This is a genomic window from Formosa undariae (genome assembly GCF_042427615.1).
Lineage (GTDB): Bacteria > Bacteroidota > Bacteroidia > Flavobacteriales > Flavobacteriaceae > Formosa > Formosa undariae.
Genome location: NZ_JBHMEZ010000011.1, coordinates 436,992 through 459,921, shown reverse-complemented (window position 1 = coordinate 459,921; position 22,930 = coordinate 436,992). Strand labels below are relative to the sequence as shown.

General features: G+C 37.1%; 19 protein-coding genes and 1 tRNA gene. 1 reads left to right on the top strand and 19 read right to left on the bottom strand.

From position 1 onward, the window contains the following. Positions 1-4: 4 nt before the first annotated feature. From ACFFVB_RS10605 to ACFFVB_RS10545, 13 genes are all read right to left on the bottom strand, one after another. Positions 5-1,321, bottom strand: coding sequence for an APC family permease (locus ACFFVB_RS10605; RefSeq protein WP_092132091.1), 1,317 nt, complete (start codon positions 1,319-1,321; stop codon positions 5-7). An 84-nt stretch (positions 1,322-1,405) separates the two neighbouring features. After that, the gene (locus ACFFVB_RS10600) at positions 1,406-1,840 is read right to left on the bottom strand and encodes a Fur family transcriptional regulator (RefSeq protein WP_092132089.1); all 435 of its coding nucleotides are present in this window, start codon (positions 1,838-1,840) and stop codon (positions 1,406-1,408) included. Between the two features lie 37 nt (positions 1,841-1,877). After that, on the bottom strand, positions 1,878-4,406 hold the full coding sequence (locus ACFFVB_RS10595) for a heavy metal translocating P-type ATPase (protein WP_027126744.1): 2,529 nt from the start codon (positions 4,404-4,406) through the stop codon (positions 1,878-1,880). Further along, positions 4,403-4,765 (bottom strand): SpoIIAA family protein, encoded by a 363-nt coding sequence (locus ACFFVB_RS10590; RefSeq protein ID WP_027126745.1) that lies wholly within the window; start codon positions 4,763-4,765, stop codon positions 4,403-4,405. Before ACFFVB_RS10590 ends, ACFFVB_RS10595 begins: the two co-directional genes overlap by 4 nt. Before the next feature lie 44 nt (positions 4,766-4,809). Continuing rightward, on the bottom strand, positions 4,810-5,232 hold the full coding sequence (locus ACFFVB_RS10585) for a Fur family transcriptional regulator (protein WP_027126746.1): 423 nt from the start codon (positions 5,230-5,232) through the stop codon (positions 4,810-4,812). 15 nt (positions 5,233-5,247) lie between these two features. Beyond that, positions 5,248-5,586, bottom strand: coding sequence for a P-II family nitrogen regulator (locus ACFFVB_RS10580; RefSeq protein ID WP_027126747.1), 339 nt, complete (start codon positions 5,584-5,586; stop codon positions 5,248-5,250). 108 nt (positions 5,587-5,694) lie between these two features. Continuing rightward, positions 5,695-6,954 carry an efflux RND transporter periplasmic adaptor subunit gene (locus tag ACFFVB_RS10575; RefSeq protein WP_027126748.1) on the bottom strand — a complete coding sequence of 420 codons (1,260 nt, stop codon included), beginning with the start codon at positions 6,952-6,954 and terminating at the stop codon, positions 5,695-5,697. A 16-nt stretch (positions 6,955-6,970) separates the two neighbouring features. Then, positions 6,971-11,386 carry a CusA/CzcA family heavy metal efflux RND transporter gene (locus ACFFVB_RS10570; RefSeq protein ID WP_027126749.1) on the bottom strand — a complete coding sequence of 1,472 codons (4,416 nt, stop codon included), beginning with the start codon at positions 11,384-11,386 and terminating at the stop codon, positions 6,971-6,973. Between the two features lie 118 nt (positions 11,387-11,504). Then, a complete protein-coding gene (locus ACFFVB_RS10565; RefSeq protein WP_376891300.1) occupies positions 11,505-11,900 on the bottom strand; it encodes a hypothetical protein in 396 nt (131 codons plus the stop codon). A gap of 226 nt (positions 11,901-12,126) precedes the next feature. Then, a tRNA-Met gene (locus ACFFVB_RS10560) sits at positions 12,127-12,199 on the bottom strand. Positions 12,200-12,325: 126 nt separating this feature from the next. Beyond that, positions 12,326-12,502, bottom strand: coding sequence for a CPXCG motif-containing cysteine-rich protein (locus ACFFVB_RS10555; RefSeq protein WP_382382714.1), 177 nt, complete (start codon positions 12,500-12,502; stop codon positions 12,326-12,328). 29 nt (positions 12,503-12,531) lie between these two features. Then, the gene (locus ACFFVB_RS10550; RefSeq protein ID WP_382382712.1) at positions 12,532-13,350 is read right to left on the bottom strand and encodes a leucine-rich repeat domain-containing protein; all 819 of its coding nucleotides are present in this window, start codon (positions 13,348-13,350) and stop codon (positions 12,532-12,534) included. A gap of 78 nt (positions 13,351-13,428) precedes the next feature. Then, positions 13,429-15,339, bottom strand: a complete 1,911-nt coding sequence (locus ACFFVB_RS10545) for an ABC-F family ATP-binding cassette domain-containing protein (RefSeq protein ID WP_382382711.1) — start codon at positions 15,337-15,339, stop codon at positions 13,429-13,431. A gap of 86 nt (positions 15,340-15,425) precedes the next feature. On the opposite strand from ACFFVB_RS10545, the gene ACFFVB_RS10540 reads away from it, so the two are divergent. Then, positions 15,426-15,809, top strand: a complete 384-nt coding sequence (locus tag ACFFVB_RS10540; protein ID WP_382382710.1) for a DUF983 domain-containing protein — start codon at positions 15,426-15,428, stop codon at positions 15,807-15,809. Here ACFFVB_RS10540 and ACFFVB_RS10535 read toward each other — a convergent pair. From ACFFVB_RS10535 to ACFFVB_RS10510, 6 genes are all read right to left on the bottom strand, one after another. Next, positions 15,799-16,863, bottom strand: a complete 1,065-nt coding sequence (locus tag ACFFVB_RS10535) for an NAD(P)/FAD-dependent oxidoreductase (RefSeq protein ID WP_382382708.1) — start codon at positions 16,861-16,863, stop codon at positions 15,799-15,801. The genes ACFFVB_RS10540 and ACFFVB_RS10535 overlap by 11 nt on opposite strands. Before the next feature lie 88 nt (positions 16,864-16,951). Continuing rightward, positions 16,952-17,842, bottom strand: coding sequence for a type IX secretion system ring subunit PorN/GldN (gene porN / locus ACFFVB_RS10530; protein ID WP_382382707.1), 891 nt, complete (start codon positions 17,840-17,842; stop codon positions 16,952-16,954). Between the two features lie 53 nt (positions 17,843-17,895). Further along, positions 17,896-19,458: a type IX secretion system motor protein PorM/GldM gene (gene porM, locus ACFFVB_RS10525; protein ID WP_382382705.1), complete on the bottom strand. Its 1,563-nt coding sequence runs from the start codon at positions 19,456-19,458 to the stop codon at positions 17,896-17,898. Between the two features lie 54 nt (positions 19,459-19,512). Then, positions 19,513-20,166 (bottom strand): type IX secretion system motor protein PorL/GldL, encoded by a 654-nt coding sequence (gene porL / locus ACFFVB_RS10520; RefSeq protein ID WP_382382703.1) that lies wholly within the window; start codon positions 20,164-20,166, stop codon positions 19,513-19,515. A 66-nt stretch (positions 20,167-20,232) separates the two neighbouring features. Then, the gene (gene porK, locus ACFFVB_RS10515; protein WP_382382702.1) at positions 20,233-21,591 is read right to left on the bottom strand and encodes a T9SS ring complex lipoprotein PorK/GldK; all 1,359 of its coding nucleotides are present in this window, start codon (positions 21,589-21,591) and stop codon (positions 20,233-20,235) included. Positions 21,592-21,757: 166 nt separating this feature from the next. Further along, a complete protein-coding gene (locus tag ACFFVB_RS10510; RefSeq protein ID WP_382382700.1) occupies positions 21,758-22,927 on the bottom strand; it encodes a formimidoylglutamase in 1,170 nt (389 codons plus the stop codon). Positions 22,928-22,930 lie beyond the last annotated feature (3 nt).

The following is a 22,930-nucleotide window of genomic DNA, read 5'->3' as shown; positions in this document are numbered from 1 at the left end:
TGTATTAGTGTTTAAACAATTCATTTTCTTTTTCAGCATCTACGTCTTTTTTCGGTCTTTTATCCAAAAAATAATCGAGTATTATTCCCACTATTATCGCACCTACAAAGGCAGCGTAAACCAATCCATCATATTGAATAATTAGAGTAAGGCTAACCAATATGGCCAAAATGGGCAGTACTGGAACTTTACCGATGGACAATGGCACTCTAAAAGGTCTGTTCTGTTTTGGTTCTTTAAAACGCAAAATTATAAGTGCAATATTTACGGCAACATATACAAGTAGCGCACCCAAAGAAGACATCCCAGCTACAATTTTAATATCGCCCAATAGCAAAAAACAACCCACCGCAGCCATAACCACAAATGTGGTTACCCAAGGTACTTTTTGTGCATTTACTTTGGTCATAAATTTTGGAAGCTCGCCCACGATTGCCATTCCGAACAACAACCTGCTTATGGAAATAATACCGCTAAACGCTGCATTGGCCGTGGCAAAGAGAGCAGCAACAGCCAAGACAACAGGCAACCAAGCATTAAGGTTGGATGCTGCCAAGGACAATGGCGAATCTACCTTTGAAATAGCTAAAGGGTCAGCTATGTTAAGTACCGTAAAAGAAATGAGTAAATAAAAGATAGTGGTAATTACCATTGTCAGCAAAAAGGCACGAGGAATTGTTTTTCCTGGATTTTTAACTTCTGAACCCAAAGATGCCATATGTTCAAAGCCAGTATAGACAAAAAACAAAGTTGCCGTAGCCGCAAGTGTTCCAGAGAATGAGTTGATTTGAAAAATTTCAGCTTTTGGCAGGCCTGTTTCTTTAAGGCCTATAAAGATAAGAATGAGCAAACCTAACAATTGAATACTGACCATTATAATATTAGCAGTAGATGATTTCTTGATTCCTGTAACACTTATCAGGGCAAGCAGCAGCAGTACACCATAGCTTATCAATAATCCCGGTACTTCAAAAAAGGTATTGAAATATCCCGAAAATGCCAATAGTACGGCTGCAATTGTTGCCGAACTATGGAAGGCAACGGTCCAACCCGTAAGAAAGGAAGGAATGTCGATTTTTGGAAATGCTTTCCTTACAAATATAAATTCTGCGCCTGCATTGGGGTAGGTAGATGATAATTCTGCATAAGACATTGCAGAAATACTGGCTGCAACTGCCGCAAAAATAAAGCTCAACCAAATATCGGTTCCTGCCTGTCCAGCTGCCGCGCCAATCACGGTATAGATTCCTGCGCCCACAATTGTGCCAACACCATAAAACGTAAGTCGAAGCGTACCCAAGGATTTTTTTAGTTCTACCATAATATTTTTTAAGTTAGAGAAGGTGGAAGAAACCTGAACCTGACCATTGGGCGCAAGGGTTCAGAGTTCTGGAACTCCCACCTGTTATTTTTGCCTGCATTTTTCACATATTCCCTTTAATACCAGATTCACATCGCTCACTTCATAATCGTCTGGCAAGCTTTCTTCCGATATCTTATTCGGTAAACAGATTGTTCTCCTACAATCGGTGCAATGAAAGTGCATATGTAAATCTATACCATATTTAACTTTGGCGTTTTCATCAGAAATCGCATATTTTGCCACTCCGACCCCATCATTAATCTGATGAATTAGCCTTTTATCCTCAAAAATTTTGAGGTTGCGATAAAAGGTAGTTCTGTTTGCTGTTTTATTGGTTTCGCTCTTTTGAACAAAAGCCTTTTTCAAATCGGAAAAGGACACGGCACTTTGTTTCCTTTTCAGGAACTTGTATATCTTCGACCTCATTTTAGTAGGGCGAATACCGTGATATGATAATATTTTTTCCGTTTTGGTCATTTTAACCTTGATTCAAAAGCAACCCTTTTTATTAAATTTATTTCTTATAAGCCAAAAGCCTTAACGCATTAAAAACCACAAGTAATGTTGAGCCTTCGTGGATGACCACTGCAATACCAATATTGGCCCAACCCATAATGGTCGATGGGATAAGCAATGCCACAATACCGAGGCTGACCCAAAGGTTTTGCTTGATAATGGCCTTTGCCTTCCTGCTCAAACCTATGGCAAAGGGCAGTGTTTCCAGTTTATCAGCCATTAGGGCAATGTCCGCAGTTTCCAAGGCCACATCACTGCCCGCTGCACCCATTGCGATACCTACGGTGCTGTTTGCCATTGCAGGGGCATCGTTCACACCGTCGCCTACCATTGCGACTTTGGATTCCTGTTCTTTTAATTTTTTAATGGCATTTACTTTTTCCTCTGGCAACAGGCTTCCCCAGGCATCGGTCAACCCAATTTCTTTAGCAACGGCATCGGCAACCTTTTGATTATCCCCGGTTAGCATTATCATCCGCTTGATACCGATTTCCTTTAATTTTTTCAGTGTTTCCTTGGCCGCTTCCCGTGGGGTGTCCATCAGGGCGATGATACCTATATATTCTTTGTTCCTTCTTATGAGCATCGTAGTATTTCCACCACCTTCAAGTTCTTTTACTTTATTCGATATATCTTCGGATGGTTTTGCTTCATCGAGGTCTTCGTACAAGTCAAGGTTTCCAATATAGATTTTATCCTTGCCCAAAGAAGCTTTGATACCTTTTCCGAGAACTGCTTCCAAATCTGACGCATCGATAATATCAGTACCTTTCAGACGCTCTTTCCCATCCCTTACGACGGCTTTGGCCAAAGGGTGGTCGCTCAAGTTTTCAACGGCAACGGCTATCTTTAACAGTTCATTTTCTTCAATATCCCCCAATGGTACTACTTCGGTAAGTTTGGGCTTGCCTTCGGTAAGCGTGCCTGTTTTATCAAAAGCCAAAGCGGTCAATTCGCCCAAATCTTCCAGCGGTCTCCCACCTTTAATGAGTACACCACCACGCGCTGCTCGCGCCACACCGCTCAATACGGCACTTGGTGTTGAAATGGCCAGAGCACAGGGACTTGCAGCTACCAATACCGCCATTGCACGGTAAAAGCTGGCACTAAACGGTTCATCAATGACCAGAAAGGCAAAGAGCAAGACACCAACCAATATCAGTACGGATGGCACAAAGTATTTTTCAAACTTATCGGTCAACAGCTGTGTGGGGGACTTTTGGGTCTGCGCCTCGTTGACCAGTTTAACCAATCGGGACAGGGTAGAGTCTTTGGCTTCTTTGATTACCTTAATTTCCAACATACTATTACCGTTGATAGTTCCAGCAAACACACGGTTTTCATCCTTGATATCATCGTCTGCCGAATAGTTTCTGTCCTTATCTTCCACAGGGATTTTGTCCACAGGTACACTTTCCCCAGTAATTGGTGCTTGGTTTACACTACTTTTTCCGTTGACCACGACGCCATCTGCGGATATTTTACTATTGGGCTTGACCACTATAATATCGCCAATACTCAATTTCTCAATCCCAACTTCTACAGTCTTACCATCTTTTTTAAGCAAGGCTGTTTTTGGTGCAAGGTCTGCAAGCGCGGCAATGCTTTTTCTTGCTTTGTTCATTGCGTAATGTTCCAAGGCGTGCCCAAGGCTAAATAAAAACAACAACAGTGCACCTTCTGCCCATTCTCCCAGAATGGCGGCACCAATGGCAGCGACCAGCATTAAAAAATCAATTTCAAAACCACCCTTGGCCACAGTTTGAACCGCTTCCTTGGCCGTAAAGAAACCACCGAAAAAGTACGCGCCAATGTACAAAGTAAGACTGACCCAATCCGGGATGGATTCCACATAAGAAAGCCCGAAACCTATCCCGAGAAGTGCCCCACAGATAATGGAAAAAATAAGCTCCGTATTTTTACCGAAAACCCCACCGTGGGCGTGCTCTTCTCCTTCCTCGTGGGTCTCGCCCTCCTTGTGCTCGTGGCCCTCTGTGGAAGTTTGCTCTTTAGTATCTTCCTTCTTTGAACGTTCCTGTTTTTTTTTGGATGCTTCGGTGTAATTATTTTCGTTTGAAGAACTCCGCTTAACCTGAAGGTCTTCCTTTTCAATCTGTTTACTTATTTCATCAAAATTTGTTTGCTTTTTATCAAACTCAAGGCGCACCATTCCAGAGGCCGAAACGGAAGCCTCCAAAACCCCATTGATTGCCAAAAGACTTTTCTCTATGGAACGTGCCTGTCTTGTATGTCTGATTCCTTTAACCTCAATGAGCAAATGCCCGTATTTTTCGGTAATTTCAGCACCAGTCCGTTCGGCGAGGGATTGAATGCGGTCTATAGAAATGATATCGGGGTCATAATGAAAACAGAGCTGTGGTGTGTCATCTTCCTTTGTATCGGCAACGTGTACTTTTTCGATGCCCTCTTTAGCCTGTAATTCTTTTATAAGCCGCTCAACACAAGTATCTTTTTCGTTTGGAACTTGCGGAAGGATAACTGGAATTTTTAGTTGTATTTTTTTCATTTTTTACTATTTTTTTTTATCCATTCTTTGGCATCGTCTTTTTCTTCTGGCTTATAAAATTTTATATGAGCTTCTGAAAAAGGAAGCAATGCCTCGGTAAATTGCTCCTGCCATTTAACGCTACCCACTAAAGCAACACGCTTTAAATGCGTTTCATTCGGAAGATTTAATTCAATGCCCTTCCAATAGGCACTTACCGTCCAGCCTTCAAAATTTTGCATTTCAATGTACCAGGAAACTTCCTGATATGCAGTTATATGTTCTGTTAAGACCGGTATCAAGTTTTCATAATCCTTGGCATCCAGCTTATTCTCTGCCACCATATATACAGTAGCCTCTTTTTTATAGATTGTTATCATTGCTCACTATTTATAAATGATAATTGAATTTAAAAACCAAACGTTTAATCCAGATTGTCGCTGCATTTTTCGCAAATGCCCTTTACCACCAAGTTGATATCCTCGGTAATATAGCCATCAGGTAAGTTGATATGAGGGATTTTATGCTCTGTTAAACAGACAGTTTCATTACAATTGTTGCAATGAAAGTGTAAATGAAGGTCGTTGCCGACCTCGCACTCACAATTTTCTTCGCAAAGGGCGTATTTTATAACACCTGTCCCATCCTCAATTTGATGCACAATACCTTTTTCTTCAAACGCTTTCATAGTCCTAAATAGGGTGCTTCTTTCACTGACCTTAAAATCCTTTTCCAAATCGCCAAGACTGATGGCTACCTTTAATTCCACCAAACGTTTATAAGTCATTAGGCGCATAGCCGTAGGTCGTATCCCTTTGCTTTCAAGTAGTTGGACTATTTTTTCCATTTGCAACAAAGTGTTTTATAGGTCGTACCGTTTTAAGGAATCTCCAGATTTAATCTGAAAGGCATCTTCTATATTTGCGATATAAATAATACCATCTCCAGGTCCGTCGGTTTTGGCGTTGGCTATAATTGTTTCAATGGCCACTTGGGCTTCCTCATTTTGGCAGACCAGTTCCAACTTAACCACTGGACTATCTGTCACGTGAAAATCCAACGACGGTCTTGCACCTTTTGACTTAAAGGCGCCAGTTCCTTCTGCTTGTGAAAGGGTCATACTTTTAAATCCATTATCTGATAGTGCTTCAATGACTCTTTGGATTCGGTTCGGTTTTATAAATGCTTTTATTTCCTTCATATTATGAATATTTTAAATCAATTTTGAACCGAGCCTGTTTTCTAATTTTTAACTAACTAATTAAGACGATAAACAAACCCGGAATCAAAATCTTTGATTATTATTGAATTAATGTCCGTGTTCCAGTTCGCCTTTAACCATTTCCGAAGAGAGATTATAAGCTCCGTTTATGACAACTTTGGCGTCCTTTGAAACTTCGGCAGGCAGATTGACTTCAACAAAGCCTAAATCAGTAATACCAACCGTTACGGGTATCATTTTAAATTTCATTTTGTTCGCTTCCATTTCTCCATCTTCATCCAGAATAAAAATAAAGGATTGCTCGCCTTCTTTTATAACGGCGGCTTCCGGTACGGCGAAACCTTTTTTCTCACCTTGCACTATTCGCCCTTCCACGTACATACCCGGCAATAGGTTTTTATCCTCGTTTTCAATATCTGCCAGAACTTCCAAAGCTTTTGGGTCGGTGTTAAATGTTTTACCCACAGACCGAACGGTTGCTTTAAGCAGTTCATCTGGACGAGAGGCCGTAGAAAAATATATCTGTTGTCCTTTCTTGATTTGCTTTATGTCCTTCTCATATATTTTGAAGTTGACATAAATCTTTGAATTATCGCTTATTGAGAACATTTTGGATTGTTGCGCCACGTAATCGCCAAGGCTAATCATTACTTCATCCACATAGCCACTTATGGGTGTGGTAATGGGAACAGCGGAATATATTTGGCCTTCAGCCACTTTGTCCGGATTAATGCCCAACAGTCTCAATTGGGACCGCAAACCATTGACGCTGGATGTTGTGGAACGAAATTTTGACTGCGCCATCTGAAATTCCTTTCCAGAAGAAACACCTTTGTCATAAAGAGTCTGCTTGCGCTCAAAATCCTGTTTCAAAAAGACCAGTTCGTCATTTTTTTCCTGATATTCCTGTTGCATTGCAATGATATCTGGGTGTTCTATATATGCCAATACCTGTCCTTTACTTACATTATCTCCAGGTATTACTTTTATGGAACTCACATTTCCACCAACAAACGGACTGATATTCGCCTTATCCTGTGGGAAAAGTTCCAGCGTACCTGTTACCTTAATGTTGTTCCCTAAATTCCGTTCCTCCAAAGATTTCATTTCCAAACCGATGGTTTCAGCTTGTTGCTTTGTAAGTTCTACAACGCCTTCTTCCTCGCTGTGACCACCTTCTTCCTCTCCTTCAACGTGGCCTTCTTCGCCGTGTGCATCTTCTCCAACTTCATTGGTCTTTGATACACCTTCGGCTTCATTATGTCCAAGTTCAGATTTTTGGGCATCATTACAACTCATAAACATAAGTGTAAATAATACGGTACTAACTAATAGTATATTCTTCATTTCTCTTTTTTTAAGGTTATAAATTGCCCAATTGATATTGCATATCAATGGTCTGCTGGTTATACTGATTGATGTATTGTAAATGGTTTTGTTTAATACGGATGGCACTATTAAGAATGGTGATATAATTGACGTAATCTATTTCGCCTTCTTTAGAAGCCAACTGCGCTGTGGTAATTTGTTCTTCTGCCAACAATAGTGCGCCTTCTTCGTAATATTGCAAAATCTTCTTTGTTTTTTCGAGTGATTTGGTCAATTGTGAAACACGACTTTCTGTAACCGCTTTTTGCTCCAAATATTGATTCTCTGCTACCATTGCGTCTGCCTTGGCTGCCTTAACCCTTGACTTCTGCGGAAAAAACCATAACGGAATACTAATACCTGCCTGATAGGTATTAAACCCTGAAACATCATCCACAACCTGCCTGCCATATGATAAACTGAATTTCGGTAGGAATTGCGATTTTTCAACGCCCACATTTGCTTTACTTACTTCGGCATTTTGCAAGGCATATTGCAACATTGGGTTATTGGCAACCGAAGTTGAATCCAATGTCGCCATAAAATCCAATGGCTCGTAAAAACCATCTACCGTCTCGATGGTTTCATCCGTTCCCAAATATTGTTTTAAGGCACGTTTGGCAATTTCAATATCATCAAAAGCTTGTTGCCTCAACACTTGAATCTGTTGAAATTCGGAAGAGGCTGAAATAAATTCCAACTTGCCTGTTTCTCCAGTGTCATACCGAAGTTGGGCAGCGGACTTAAAATTGGCATAAATACTGTCCAATTGGTCTGCAAAACGCAACTGTGCCTTGTAATAATTAATTTGGTCATAGGCTTGCATCACATTGCGCACCAACTGTTGTTCACTGGCCACATAAAACTTTTCTCCCAAGGCAATGCGCTCTTTATAAAACTTCGATTTTGAAAATCCTGAAAGCAAATCGATATTGCCCTGTTGCACGCCAACGGTTGTTTGCACTCCAGGAAGATTATTGCCATATTCTTCTTTGCCCGTGAAAACTTGTGTGCTACCAAGGTCAAAACTCGTTCCCTTTAGTGCCTTTTCCCGTTCAATAAATGCCTGACTTTCCTTAAGCGATGGATAATTCTGTTTTGCCATAGCAATGGCCTCATCTACAGTCAAGGTTTTTGGCATTGTTCCATTTTGATTGGTGTCTTGGGCAAAAGCAGTTCCAGAAGCCATCAAACCGCCAACCATCAATAATACGGTTACAATGTTCGTTGATTTGTTGACATAGCTTACACCTCCATCGTTATTGTTTCGTTCCTTTCTCGATTCAAGCCAATAATAAAGAATAGGAATAACCACCAAGGTCAGAAATGTTGCCGTAAGCATTCCTCCAATGACTACTGTCGCCAAGGGCCGCTGTACTTCGGCACCACCAGAGGTAGAAATCGCCATTGGGATAAAGCCCATAATTGTTGTAATGGCTGTTAATAAAATTGGACGTAAACGTTCGTGCGTAGCTTCATATATACGTTTTTTTAAATCTGTCATTCCACTGTCTTTTAATTCATTGAACTTATTTATGAGTATGAGTCCGTTTAATACGGCAACTCCGAAGAGCACGATAAATCCGACTCCCGCGGAAATACTGAAAGGCATTCCACGAATCAACAAAACGAAAACGCCACCAATGGCCGCCAAAGGCACTGCCATATAGATCATCAAGGCTTGTGTAACTGAATTCAAAGCAAAGTAAAGCAGAACAAATATTGTTAATAGAACGATTGGGACTACAATCATCAATCGGTCTGATGCTCGTTGTAGGTTTTCAAATGATCCGCCGTAGGTTACAAAATAACCTGGTGGCAGTTTAACATCCGTTTCCAATTTTTGTTGAATTTCCTCGACCATCGATTTTACATCGCGCCCACGAACATTCACGCCCACGGAAGTACGACGAGAGGTATTGTCTCTTGAAATCTGCATTGGTCCGGGTTTATAGCTGATATCTGCCACCTCCTTTAATGGTACTTGTGCACCGTTTGGCAGGTCTATATAAAGGTTTTTTAAGCTATTGATGTCTTGTCGATATTCCTCTGCCAAACGAATGACCACATCGAACCGTTTTTCCCCTTCAAAAATGACTCCTGCCTGTTCTCCTGAAAATGAAGCACTTACATAATCATTCAGCTTATCAACGGTTACACCGTATTGTGCCATTTTCGCACGGTTATATACCACCGTCATTTGTGGCAAACCACTTGTAGCCTCCACATTAATGTCAGCCGCTCCGGGAACGGTCCTAATTACTGCCGCGATTTCCTGTATCTTGTCTGCCAAAACGTCCAAATCTTCTCCGTACAATTTGATGGCCACGTCTTCACGGACACCAGTCAGCAATTCATTAAAACGAAGTTCTACAGGTTGTGTAAACACAAAATTTACGCCGGGAACTACTGAAATTTTTTCTTGAATCTTTTCTATGAGTTCTTCTTTACTATCTGCGGATGTCCATTTACTCTTGTCCTTTTCAAGAATAATATAACTATCGGCAATATCCATAGGCATTGGGTCTGTTGGTATTTCAGCCACACCAATCCTTGAAACTACTGTTTTTACTTCCGGAAACTCATTGATTAAATTCTGAAGTTTCTCTGAGGCCTCAATAGATTCTGAAAGACTGCTCCCTGGTTTTATCAATGCTTGAAATGCAATATCGCCTTCATCAAATTTAGGGACAAATTCTGCTCCCATATTGCTAAAAATAAATCCTGCAATCAAAAGCAAGGCAACCGCGCCTATAACCACACCTGCCCGAAAGCGAAGTGCAAAATTTAATATAGGCAGATAGATACGATTCAGAACCCCCATAATTTTATCACTGAACCTATCAATCTTGTTTTCAAATTTGGCAAACCAACTATTTTGATTTTTAGCAGGTTTTAAAAATAATGATGACATCATTGGTACGTAGGTAAGGCAAAGAATAATTGCCCCTAAAACGGCAAAACCAAATGTAAATGCCATTGGTCGAAACATTTTCCCTTCCACACCGGTCAAAAACAGAATAGGTGTAAAAACTATAAGAACAATTAGTTGACCGAAGAAGGCAGAATTCATCATTTTACTTGAAGAGTCATAGGCGATTTCATCCATTTCAGCTTGGTTAATGGCGGTTGTGGATTTTTTCATCCGTTGATGAATGTGGAAAACCGCTCCTTCCACGATAATCACCGCACCATCTACAATAATCCCAAAATCGATCGCACCCAAGGACATTAAATTTGCCCAAATGCCAAATTGTTTCATCAAAATAAATGCAAATAATAGGCATAAAGGGATTATCGACGCTGCTATCAAGCCACCACGGAAGCTTCCTAAAAGCAAGACCAAAACAAATATGACAATAAGGGCACCTTCTATTAGATTTGTTTTAACGGTACTTGTGGTTGCCTCAATAAGTTCACTTCGACTTAAAAAAGCATCAATATAAACGCCTTCCGGCAGGGATTTTTGAATTTCTACAATACGCTTTTCCACATTTTCGATCACGTCGCCTGGGCTTTCGCCTTTCAGCATTAAAATTTGTCCGCCCACAGATTCGTGTCCATCTTGGGTAAAAGCGCCATAGCGTACTTGGCTGCCATATCCAACCTTTTCAGCGACATCCCGTATTAAAACGGGACTACCGTTTTGAGTAGTTACAACTGTGTTTTCCAAATCGGCGATACTTCGGGCCAAGCCTTCGCCACGGATAAAATTGGCTTGGTTATTTTTTTCTATATAGGCACCTCCAGTATTGGCATTGTTCACTTTAAGGGCTTCAAAGACCTGGTTCATTGTAATACCGAAACTTTTTAGCTTATTGGGGTTTATGGCTACTTCATATTGCTTCACAAATCCTCCAAAAGCATTTACCTCGACGACTCCTGGAACTAATGCCATTTGGCGTTTTACAATCCAATCTTGGATGGTACGAAGCTCCATTGCATCGTATTTATCTTCGTAGCCTTCCTTTACTTTTAGGCTGTATTGGTAGATTTCGCCCAAACCTGTGGTAATTGGGGCCATAAATGGCGTGCCGAAGCCTTCGGGGATTTCTCCGGCAACTTCGGTTAATTTCTCTTGCACTAATTGCCGGGGAAGATATGTGCCTGCCTCGTCCTCAAATACGATAGTAACAACTGACAATCCAAAACGAGACACCGAACGCAGCTCGATAACGTCTGGTAGATTTGCCATTGCCAATTCTACCGGATAAGTAACAAATTGTTCAATGTCTTCAGTACCTAAATTTGGGGCAACTGTAATAACCTGTACTTGGTTGTTGGTAATATCGGGTACAGAACCCAGATTTATAGTGGCCATAGACCAAATGCCCGTACCTACAAGTGCCACTATAAAGAGCCCAATAATAAACTTGTTATTAATGGAAAATGAAATGATTTTGTTAATCATAGAAAAAGTATTAATTCAGTTTAAACATCGCAATGCAAAGAAATGCAATGCGTTTATGATGCGATACTTACTTTGAAAAGCATCACGGTAGGATATAGCTATCCTAAAAAAAACTGAATTATACTTTAGGGGGTTGGAAAAGCGATTCCAGATATCTGGAAGTGAAGTTTACTTTATGTAAGTTAAACTGTTTTTTCTCTTCAAACTTTAGTCGATTGGTTAAAACCGAATTGTTGTTCGCAATAATTAATACTAAAGGGTGACAACATTGATGATGGGAATGGACTGGTGTATTCTCCTTATCTGGGTTATTATGATGCCCTTCATTTTTTGCATCATTGTCAATGTAATCTTCAACTACATATTCAAGGAAAGAGTCTCCATAAACTTTATGGTCTTGATAATGGGTAATAATGCTTGAAATTTCTTTAATTGGTCCACAAAAGTCCATATCAATGCTAATTCCCTGAAAAAAGAATAAAATTGACATTGATATGGAAACGAATATTTTCATAAAGTTTGACAAAGATACAAAATAATGGATGCACAGGTTGTGCAAAGAAAGAATGTTCACCTTTATATCCAAACACTATTTAGATATTTGATACTACTTATTATCAATAGAAGGCAAATGAGCATAAATAGAATTGAATTTTGAAAATAGGAATATTCTGTACTTATTCTGTACTATTGGAAATAAAAAAAGGCCTCACATTTCTGCAAAGCCTTTTCTTTACTAGTAGCGGGAACTGGACTCGAACCAGTGACCTTCGGGTTATGAGCCCGACGAGCTACCTACTGCTCTATCCCGCGATGTAAATCCTAAAACACCAAACTTAGCTTTTAACTTTCAGCTCATAATACTGATCTCGTTGTTTCGGACTGCAAATATACGACCCTTTTTTGATATACCAAGCATATTTTAAAAAAATATTTAAACTAATTTGTAGTTGCTTGAAAATCTGAAAGTTCACCTTCTAAAAAAGATACCTGTATCTCGATCGGATTACAACACACCTCACAATCTTCGATATATTGCTGTTTAGAAACACCTGTATCTAACAACATAGAAATCGTTTCCCAGCAATACGGACAAGTAAAGAAGTGCTCAAACATACTTTATTGTATAATAATTAAATAATATCCTAATTATGATCTGTAATTACAGATTCATTCTCAATTTCTATCGACAGATACCCTACAGGCATGCGATCTGTAAAACAATAATAGTCTTTATTGAAATTATTTTTTTTCAACATTAGGGTAGTTAACTTATTTAAGTTCCCTATTGCCTTTGGTAGATACCCTGAAAATTTATTGTTCGTGATAATTAATTCTTCTAAATTATTCATATCACCTAATTCGTTAGGTAATTCACCTTCAAAAGCATTATCATGTAAACTTAAATGTTCTAAGTTTTGCAGACTACATAATTGCTTAGGGAAATATCCAGTAAAATAGTTCCTTCCCAATTGCAACATTTCTAAGTCTTCTAATTTCGTAAAAGAGGATGGTACATTTCCTTTTAATTTATTATGATATAGACTTAAAAATTGTAACTGTTTCAAGTTTCCTATTTCGGCAGGTAAGTAACCGATAAATTCATTAAGAAATAACTCTAAGCTTTTAAGATCTCTTAACTGCCCTATAGAACGTGGTATTGGTCCACCTAACCTATTCGAAGCTAAATTAAGCCTTGTTAGGTATCTTAATTCACTAATACTTGCTGGCAACTCGCCTATTAAATTATTACTTGGTAAATGAAGTACAATAACATGATCGTTACTTATTGTAACACCATGCCATTTTTCTACAGGTTCATTTAAATTCCATGGTATTTTCCAATGTTCACCATTGGTTGCATAGTATAAATTAACAAGTGCTTTTTTTTCACTAAGCGGAATCTCTGCTTTAACAAAAAATGAAGAAATTAAGCAAATACAAGTAAGTAGTAATGTTTTCATATCGCGGTGGTTGGGAGCCACAAATTAACATAAAAAAACTGCTTAAAGTCTCTTTTTTTCGATAAAGAGCAATATTTATTAACTTTTTAAGGTTTCAAGGTCCATTTGTACATCTTCCCAATCCGACATTAATACCGTTAATTTCTTTTTCTTCTTCTTATAACTATCGAAAAACCCTGGTTTATTAGCCAATTCGTCGTAGTTTGAAGCCAAGTCTAAATCTGTTTTTTTAATCTCTCTTTCTAATTCACTAATTTGAGATTCTATTTTACTCAACTTATTATTAAGAGATTTTAATTTTTTCTGATCTTCATAAGACGTTGCAGATTTCTCTTTTGGTTGATTTTTAACCACATTACGCTTTTCAACTTCTCTTAGATTTTGAACATTACGTTCTTCTAGATAGAAATCTACATCACCTAAATACTCCTTTAGCTTATGGTCTTTAAATTCAACCACCTTATCTGTTAGATTCTGAAGGAAATCACGATCGTGAGATACAAGTAACAACGTTCCTTCAAAGCGTTTTAAAGCGTCTTTAAGTACATTTTTAGATTTTATATCTAAGTGATTGGTTGGCTCATCCATAACCAAAACATTAAATGGCTGAAGCATTAACTTAGCTAATGCCAAACGGTTTCTTTCTCCTCCAGATAATACGCGTACATACTTATCGGCTTCTTCTCCTCGAAACAAAAAGGATCCCAAGATATCTCGGACTTTACTTCTGTTCTTTTCATTTGCAGCATCAATCATCGTATCTAAAACGGTTTTATTCCCATCCAAATACTCCGCTTGATTCTGAGCAAAATATCCTATTTGAACATTATGTCCTAGTTTTAACTGTCCGCCATGTTCTAACTCACCGACTATAATTTTAGCTAAAGTAGATTTTCCTTGTCCGTTTTGTCCAACGAAAGCAGTTTTACTATCACGTTCTATATGTAAACTAACACCTTGAAGCACTTTCTTATCGCCATATTCTTTAACAATATCATTAGCCTCTACAACAACTTTTCCAGGTGTAACTGATACCGGAAAATTTAGAGTCATCACACTATTGTCATCTTCATCGACTTCAATACGATCTATCTTATCTAACTTTTTTATAAGCGACTGTGCCATAGTTGCTTTAGACGCTTTGGCACGGAATTTTTCAATTAGCTTTTCAGTTTGCTCGATTTGTTTTTGCTGATTCTTCTGAGATGCCATTTGCTGATCTCTAATCTCTTGACGCAATACTAAAAACTGCGAATATGGTTTTGGATAATCGTAAATACGACCTAATGAAATTTCTATTGTTCTATTGGTAACATTATCTAAAAACATCTTATCGTGGGATACAATAGCTACTGCACCTGGATACGTTTTTAAAAATCCTTCTAACCAGATAATAGATTCTATATCCAAGTGGTTTGTTGGCTCATCGAGCAACAGGATATCATTATTCTGAAGTAACAATTTTGCTAATTCGATACGCATTCTCCAACCTCCAGAAAATGTGTCTGTTAGTTTTTCAAAATCTTCACGCTGAAATCCTAAACCTTGTAAGATACGTTCTGTATTTCCCTGATAGTTGTATCCTCCAAGAATTTCGTATTGGTGCTGTAAATCGTTTAAATCGATCATTAATTGATGATAAGATTCACTTTCGTAATCTGTACGGGTAACAAACTGCTCGTTTATATACTCCATTTTACCCTCAAGTATCTTGATTTCTACGAAGGCCTGATAAGCTTCTTCTAAAACGGTACGTCCTAAAACAAAATCTATATCTTGTCGTAAAAATCCGATTTTTAAATCTTTATCTGCAGAAATCTGACCAGAATCGGGTTCTAGATCTTTAGATAAAATTTTCAGCATGGTCGATTTTCCGGCACCATTTTTACCAATTAAACCAACACGGTCCCCTTGACCTAGTTTAAAGGTTATCTCTTCGAATAAATATTCACCCTGAAATGAAATAGATAAATTATGAATGTTAAGCATAGAATTGTTACTAATGTTACCAAACTTTAAGCGATTAAATCTTAAGTTTGTATTTTAAAATTGATTGCAAAAATACATTAAATAAAATGTTTACAAAAGGATCGAAACTATATAGTATTTTTACGGGTGCTTGCCCGAAATGTCATCAAGAATCTATGTACGTTAATAAAAATTCGTACGTGCTTAAGGACACTTTAAAAATGCATGAACATTGTTCGCACTGTCATACTAAATATAAGATTGAACCTTCCTTCTTTTATGGCGCAATGTACGTAAGTTATGCCGTAGGTATTGCTTTTGCAGTAGCCGCTTTTGTAATTAGCCACTTATTTTTGGGATCCGGACTTATAACCGCTTTTATTGCTATTGTTTGCACTTTAATAGCCTTTATGCCTATAATAATGCGTTTGTCCAGAAATATTTGGATAAACATGTTTATGAGCTACACTAAGGACTTAGTTAAGAAATAGGAGCATAATCGCCTTGATAGCGTTTTATATCAATTTCAATATCCAATTCACCTCCATTTTCGATAGCGCTATAAAGTTGTTTAGAAACATAGGGACCAGTTAAGACACCTCGAGAACCTAAACCGTTTAATACATACATATTCTTGTGTTCGGGATGTGCACCTATTAATGGCCTTCTATCTTTTACTGTAGGACGTACACCTGCGACCTGATCTACAACTTCAAAATCACATTTTAAAAAGGATTCTAACTTACTTAGCAATTGATTCTTCCCAGCTTCTGTTGTATTATTCGTTTTATCGTCCCTTTCGTAAGTTGCGCCTACTTTATATAAGTCGTTACCTAAAGGCATTACAAACACACTAGACTTAAGCAGGAAATCCATTTTTAATTCGGGAGCACGGATTATAAGCAATTCTCCTTTAGAACCTTGTAAAGGTAAATAATTAAAAAACGGATTTTGTTTTAGACCAAAGCCTTCAGCAAAAACAACATGCTTTACATTTATGTTTTGATAGGTAAAACCTGTATCTGTTGGTATTAAATCGTCGTATTGAAATGAACGTTCTACTAGTTCCTCATTCAACTTCAGATAAGCTCTATATGAAGACATTAAAAGTGCTGAATCTACACGTCCAGTTTGAAGCACTTCTCCGAAACCAAAATCTGCATCTAGATTCGTATTGGTGTTCTTTATTAATTTGGTTGAAATAAATTCGCCTACATTTAATTTATCTGAAGCCGCAAACCAATTATTTTGTTCTTCTGTGGATACAAAACGACGATACACTGGAAGCTTATAATCTACAGTAATGTTAAGTTTTTCTTCTAATTTTTCATAAAATGGTAAAGCCAATCTTAACTGTTCTTGACTTTTCCAAACTGCAGTAAAACGTTTTAAGATAACCGGATTATACATCCCTCCTGCAACCGTAGAGGATTGCTGAGATTGGTTATCGAAAACTAAAACAGATTTATTATGTGCCTTAACTTCTTCTATAAAAGACAGTCCTGCAAATCCACAACCTACTACTAAATAATCTACTTCTATCATGAGGCAAAGATACTATGATTAAAAACTAGGTTTATAAAAAAAGGCTCACAAATTGTGAGCCTTTTTTCTATACTATGCTATTTCTAAATTAATATGACCACATATCTAATTCGAAATTTCTAATATTTTCTTTAATTCTATCAGATTCTAATAACTGCATTAAAGCATTATCTGCAATATATTCTTTAACTTCTCTGTCTCCAAAAACATTTTCTTCTTTAAAGATATATCCATTAAAACGTCTAGAGTTTAGAATAAGATCGAAAGAAAATGGCACCGCGCTATTGTTACTATTAAACGCTTTTGCTTCATGTAAAACCTGTCGAGCATCTGGGAAGAATATCCAAAATAATGGAATTAATTCAGGCGTTTCAGCATCTAAAAAGTTTACATCCGGAGCAACAGGAGCAATACCTAATAAACGGTATTTTAACTCAGATTGACGCTTATCGAAATACCACAATCCTTTAATCCAGTATTCAGAGATATCATAAGACGAAATTTCCTGTCTTCTAATATATTGTTCATCTACAGTACCTTCTGCGTTATATTGCTCGTAACCAACATCTGTTGTGTCTACTAAAGCTAAGGCATCTTGGATATCTCCTAAAGTTCTTTTGGTTGTGAAATAAGAATCGTCGTAAATATTCTTAATCTTACCTTCCTTAATACTTCTTAAAAGAACATCGTAAAGAGAACGTCTATTACTTCCAATGTTATTGGTATCTACCGGATAATACAGCGGAAAATTAACACGCTCGTCCAACACAATTTTTTCCCAAACCATTTTAGAAAACAATACATCGCGATCGTCTACATAACCATATTCTAATGGTCTATCGCTATCTAATGCAATTTGGGCACTAGTTCTCTGACCAATTTCCTCAGGGCTTTTTGCATTTAAAATGTTCATTTGAGCAAAAGATGCTGAAGCGACCATAATACAACATAGAGTTAATAAAAAACGTTTATAAGTCATTGTTTATAAATTTAAAATATTTTGCGAACCTTTACTATTTAAATCTTTCGATTTTAATTAGACAGCTCTACTAAGATCGGAGATACTTTTTTTAATTTGTATGACGAATTACCGCTAATTTGAGCTTTAATATCGAAAATTGTAATACCATCTCCACGTCTTGCTTTACGTAAAGCAGCACTTGCTTTACTATTAAGTTTTGTACCACCAACTGTTATTGTTGGTTGTCCAGGAATTTTAATTTTGAAAGATGTTACTTGTAAAGGTAAATCGAAATCGAAATCATCCAATTTAGCTCCAATAGTAGCAATTTCTAAGTTACTACGTTGCATTGACACATTACCATCTTCACCACGAATTGTTCCTGTAGGACTTGGAATATCTTTGATTCTGAATGTTGCGTTATCCGACACCCCACTTCCGTTTGGTAAAGTACCATTAACTTTAATAGTAACTTCTCTTCCCGAACCAGGATTCATAACGTATTTTCCAACTCCAGAACCTTTCTTTAAACCTGGTGCGCTTGCATTTACTTTATTGTCTGCAATACCTGCAAAAGAAATAGTCATTGGGTTTGATACTCCACGGTATACTACATTCATTTTATCTGCAGAAATAGTAGCAGAATTAGGCATTGGAATTGTAGCAAAAGTAGATTTTACTGGAACCTCTACAGACTCACCATCTTGTAAGAAGGTTAATTTACCCGCTATAACATGTTCTCCAGCGCTTCCTGTTCCAAATTTTAATTTTACTTTACCATCTTCTACGGTATATTGATCTTTCGTTAATGGTCTACCATCTAAAGTTAATTCTACTTTGTTTGGTTTTGTAGATCCATCTTTACGACCTAATACAATATTACCGTCAAAAGTTTCTCCATTAAAGTAAGCCGATTTGGTAGTTTCTAACAACGTCGTATAGTTAGTCATAGAAGCATCTGCTTTTAAACTACCCGATAACATACTATTTAAAACTTCAGAACCTGTATTTTTTAAATCTGCTTGTAACTGCGTGATTTTTGTTAAAGAAGCCACTAAAGGATATCCTTTGTAGTTGTAATCTAACCAATCTTGTTCAATACCATCTCTATTTTTTACTGGAGAAGTATTAAATTTTCTTTCCACGTCTGCAGCTATAGGAGCTAGATTCTTATCTGATTTTAAAATCTCGATAGTTCCATTTCTAAATTTAGCTATCTGATTTAAAAATTCTTCCCCTTCTGGTTTGTAACCATCACCTTTAAAGAAATGTTCATCTAAGAAATCTCCTTTATCCATGGTTTCGTAATCTGTAGGGTCTTCTAACTTAGCAGTCATTTTCCCTTTTAAATCTTCTAAGTATGAATTAAATTCACTACTTAAACTCCCCATTTCGTCTGCTTTTTGCTTAAGCACTCTAAATTTATCAGGGTTCTCGTCAGCTTTTGTAGCTAAATCTACTAATAAAGCTTGATTTCTAGTTGTAACTGATTGATTGTTTTCACTCAGTTTTTCATTCATCGATCCAAATGCCGATAGTACTTCTTTTGACATATTCAACGCTAGCATCGCGATGAAGATTAAATACATCAAATTAATCATTTTCTGTCTTGCAGACAATTTTCCTCCTGCCATTTTTAATTAGGTTTTAAGTTTTTAGTATCTAGAACTTTATATTCTAATTAAAAATTATTTTTTATTCATTGCTGTAAGCATTCCACCATATACACCATTTAAAGATGATAAGTTAGACGCTAATGATTCCATTTGTTCTTTTAATTTCTGAGCATTTTCAACAGATTCTTTGTTAATTGAAACTTGACGACTAGCGCTCTCCAATTGAACTTTATACAAACTGTTTAATGATTCCATTTGCGAAGCTGCAATAGACATTTCTTCACCATACTTTTGAGTAGAAGCAATTGAATCTACAGCTGGGCCAATACCTTTTGCTGCGCCTTCAAAGTTTCTAATACTAGAACCTAAACTAGTCATTAATTGAGCATCGATTTTAGCATCTTTTAATAAGCTATCTAATTTCTTAGACAATAAACCATCCGCATCAGTTGGTTCTGCTAATTCCTTTTTACTTTTTACAGTTGGTGTTCCTCCTGCTAATTCAGGATATACCTTAGACCAATCTAATTCATTATCTACTGGTTCGAATGCAGAAATAGCGAAAATAAGAGCTTCTGCAACTAATCCAACAATTAATAAATTATTACCATTAAATGGCCCAAATTCTATATGTGTAATCTTAAATAAAGCTCCAATAATTACTACTGATGCCCCAAGCCCGTAGGCCATATTCATAAATCTTTTACCTGCTTTTGACTGTGCCATAATTTTTAAATTTTGGGTTACCCCCTAGTTGGTTGATTAATATTCTTTTTTTTCTCTGGTATTAAATTATCTACGATTACTAGTAATATCCGTTCCCATATAATCTTGAACAGTTCTAAAACCAATATAACTTCTTGCAGAATCTGCGTATTCGTAATCTCTTGAACTTACTTGTAAGAAATAGGCAACATCCTTCCAAGAACCTCCTCTAACCACTTTACGTTGGTTAGTATTATCGTTTACACTTGGATTAATAGTAGATGAATATTCGTAAGATGCTGGGTCGTAAGAAGAATTTACCCACTCTGCGACATTTCCAGCCATATTATATAAATTATAATCGTTAGGCTCGTAAGATTTTGCTTCAACAGTATACAATGCTTGATCTGCTGCATAATCTCCTCTTAAAGGCTTAAAGTTTGCTAAAAAGCAACCTCTATCATCTTTTGTGTAAGGACCTCCCCAAGGATATGTTGCCGCTTGTAAACCACCACGTGCAGCATATTCCCACTCCGCTTCAGATGGTAATCTAAAAGAGTTTACATGCTGTCTGCTTATACTTTTTTGATGTGCATTCTTATATAAGGTTCTCCACTGACAAAAAGCATTGGCTTGTTTCCAACTTACGCCTACCACAGGATATTCTCCGTAAGCCTCATGCCAAAAATAGTCGTTGTGCATTGGCTCATTATAAGAATAAGCAAAATCTCTAATCCATGCTGTAGTATCTGGATATACACTAATTTCTTCTTGCATCACGACATCACTACGTTTAAGATTTCTGTCTTTCGCAGCCTTTTGAATATCTAAGTAAGAAAATTGAAATTTAAATTTATTTACATCCCAAGTACGTTGACCGTTATAAGATTCCTCTAAAGGAATATGCATAGTATCCATAACTTCAGCATAAAACTCATCAGGGTAATCGGCTTCGTCATAAATAAGATCTACACGCTTATTTAATTTTCTACCTTCGTTACCTGTTGGTCCCAAACCGCTATAATTATCTAGCATATATTTTTCATATACCGTCATACTTGCAGTGTCGACATCTGTAAAAGCATATTCTCCAATACCTCCATCTTCAGGTGTTCTTCCTACTTCATCTGCTAAAATTGCAAGTCTGGTTCTAATAATAGAATCGCGAACCCAGCCAACAAACTGTCTGTATTCACTATTTGTAATTTCGGTTTCGTCCATGTAAAAGGCACGAACAGTTACTGTTTTTGCCGGTGCATCTTGAATATTTGCTAAATCATCGTCTGCTTTACCCATAATAAATGAGCCACCTGGAACAAGTGCCATTCCATAAGGCTTTTCTGGGTGCCATTTCTTACCTCTAACTCCAATAAGCTCACCTTTGTCGCCAGAACTACAACCTATTACTACTGCTAAAACGACCGTTAATAAAATAATTTTTCTCATATCTATAGCAAACTTTTAGATTCTAATTGGAATCTAAATTTTAAAAGTGTAAACATATTTATATATTTTTTAATAAGCAATTATTCTGAAGAAAAAATAGGTGCTTTATCGGCAAAACTAAGCGTTTAAACGATAATAAATACATTTTATCTGATTTAATTATGCGTTATACGCAATTTTTCTGATATGCTTTATACCATCTCTCCGGAATTTGGTTATTACAAGCATCTAAATAATCGTGATGCATACATGGTAATAACGTGTGTCTCTTTAATTTATTATTGATTTCATTTAAAAAAGGAATCTCAATCCACCAACGTCCAGTCTTTATACTTTTATAAAAAATAAGTTCTTCTGAATCGACTAAAGTGATAAACTTCTGATAGATATGCTCGTCTTTAAAGTCACTATCATCTACTCTATTATTTATACCTTCTACGAAATACCAAATCATTTGGGAGATTAATCCACATGTAATATCATCGTCTTGGGAAGGATTATATTCAAAAATACCTAAAGCATTAACTTTATTACTAATACCTGCATATCTTGTAATCGCACATATTTCTTTACCATCTAAACCATTCGGAGACACTTTTTGATTTAAACTAACTTCTGAAGCTTTCATAGATCCCAAATCTACAGTCACGATATTGGCATCGCGCATAACTGGCTCTACCAAAGTAATATCGTTAGACACTTGTCCTAAACGGTATGCCTCAAAATATAAGGTTTCCATTAAATCTATTTGTTCTTGCGAATTAAAATAGGTTTGGTAACCGATGGCGGCATAGTTAAACAAATTATAAGGTTCCTCTAAAACAATTTTACCCACAAAACTATCACTCTTAATAGGTTGCGTTAAATCTCCTAAATCGAATTTACTATCTACATTCACAATGTTTACCATAGGAATAAGATTATCGAAAGCGCGATACATTGGGTAAGTTAGGTCTTGACTTCCGCCTAAAACTAAAGGAATAATGTTTAATTTCACTAATTCTGAAACTGTTTCCTTCAACGCATAATAGGTGTCTTCTACAGTTTCACCTTTGTATATATCTCCTAAATCTGCTATAGTTGTACTCCAGCTTCCAGGATACAACTTATATAAAGCATTACGGATTTCGTTTAAATTGAAATCTTCGCCAATATAATTAACGGCATTTCTATTTTCTAAAACACCAATTATAGCGACATGCACCCCTTGAAGGTCAGGCATACCGTCTTGCTTAGAATGTATTTTTAATTTTTGTCCGAATGCTTGTGGCGACAATAACTCGTTATGTGCCAAAACAACTTCGGGTACAGGAGCCAGAAAATTAAGGTCGGGCATGTA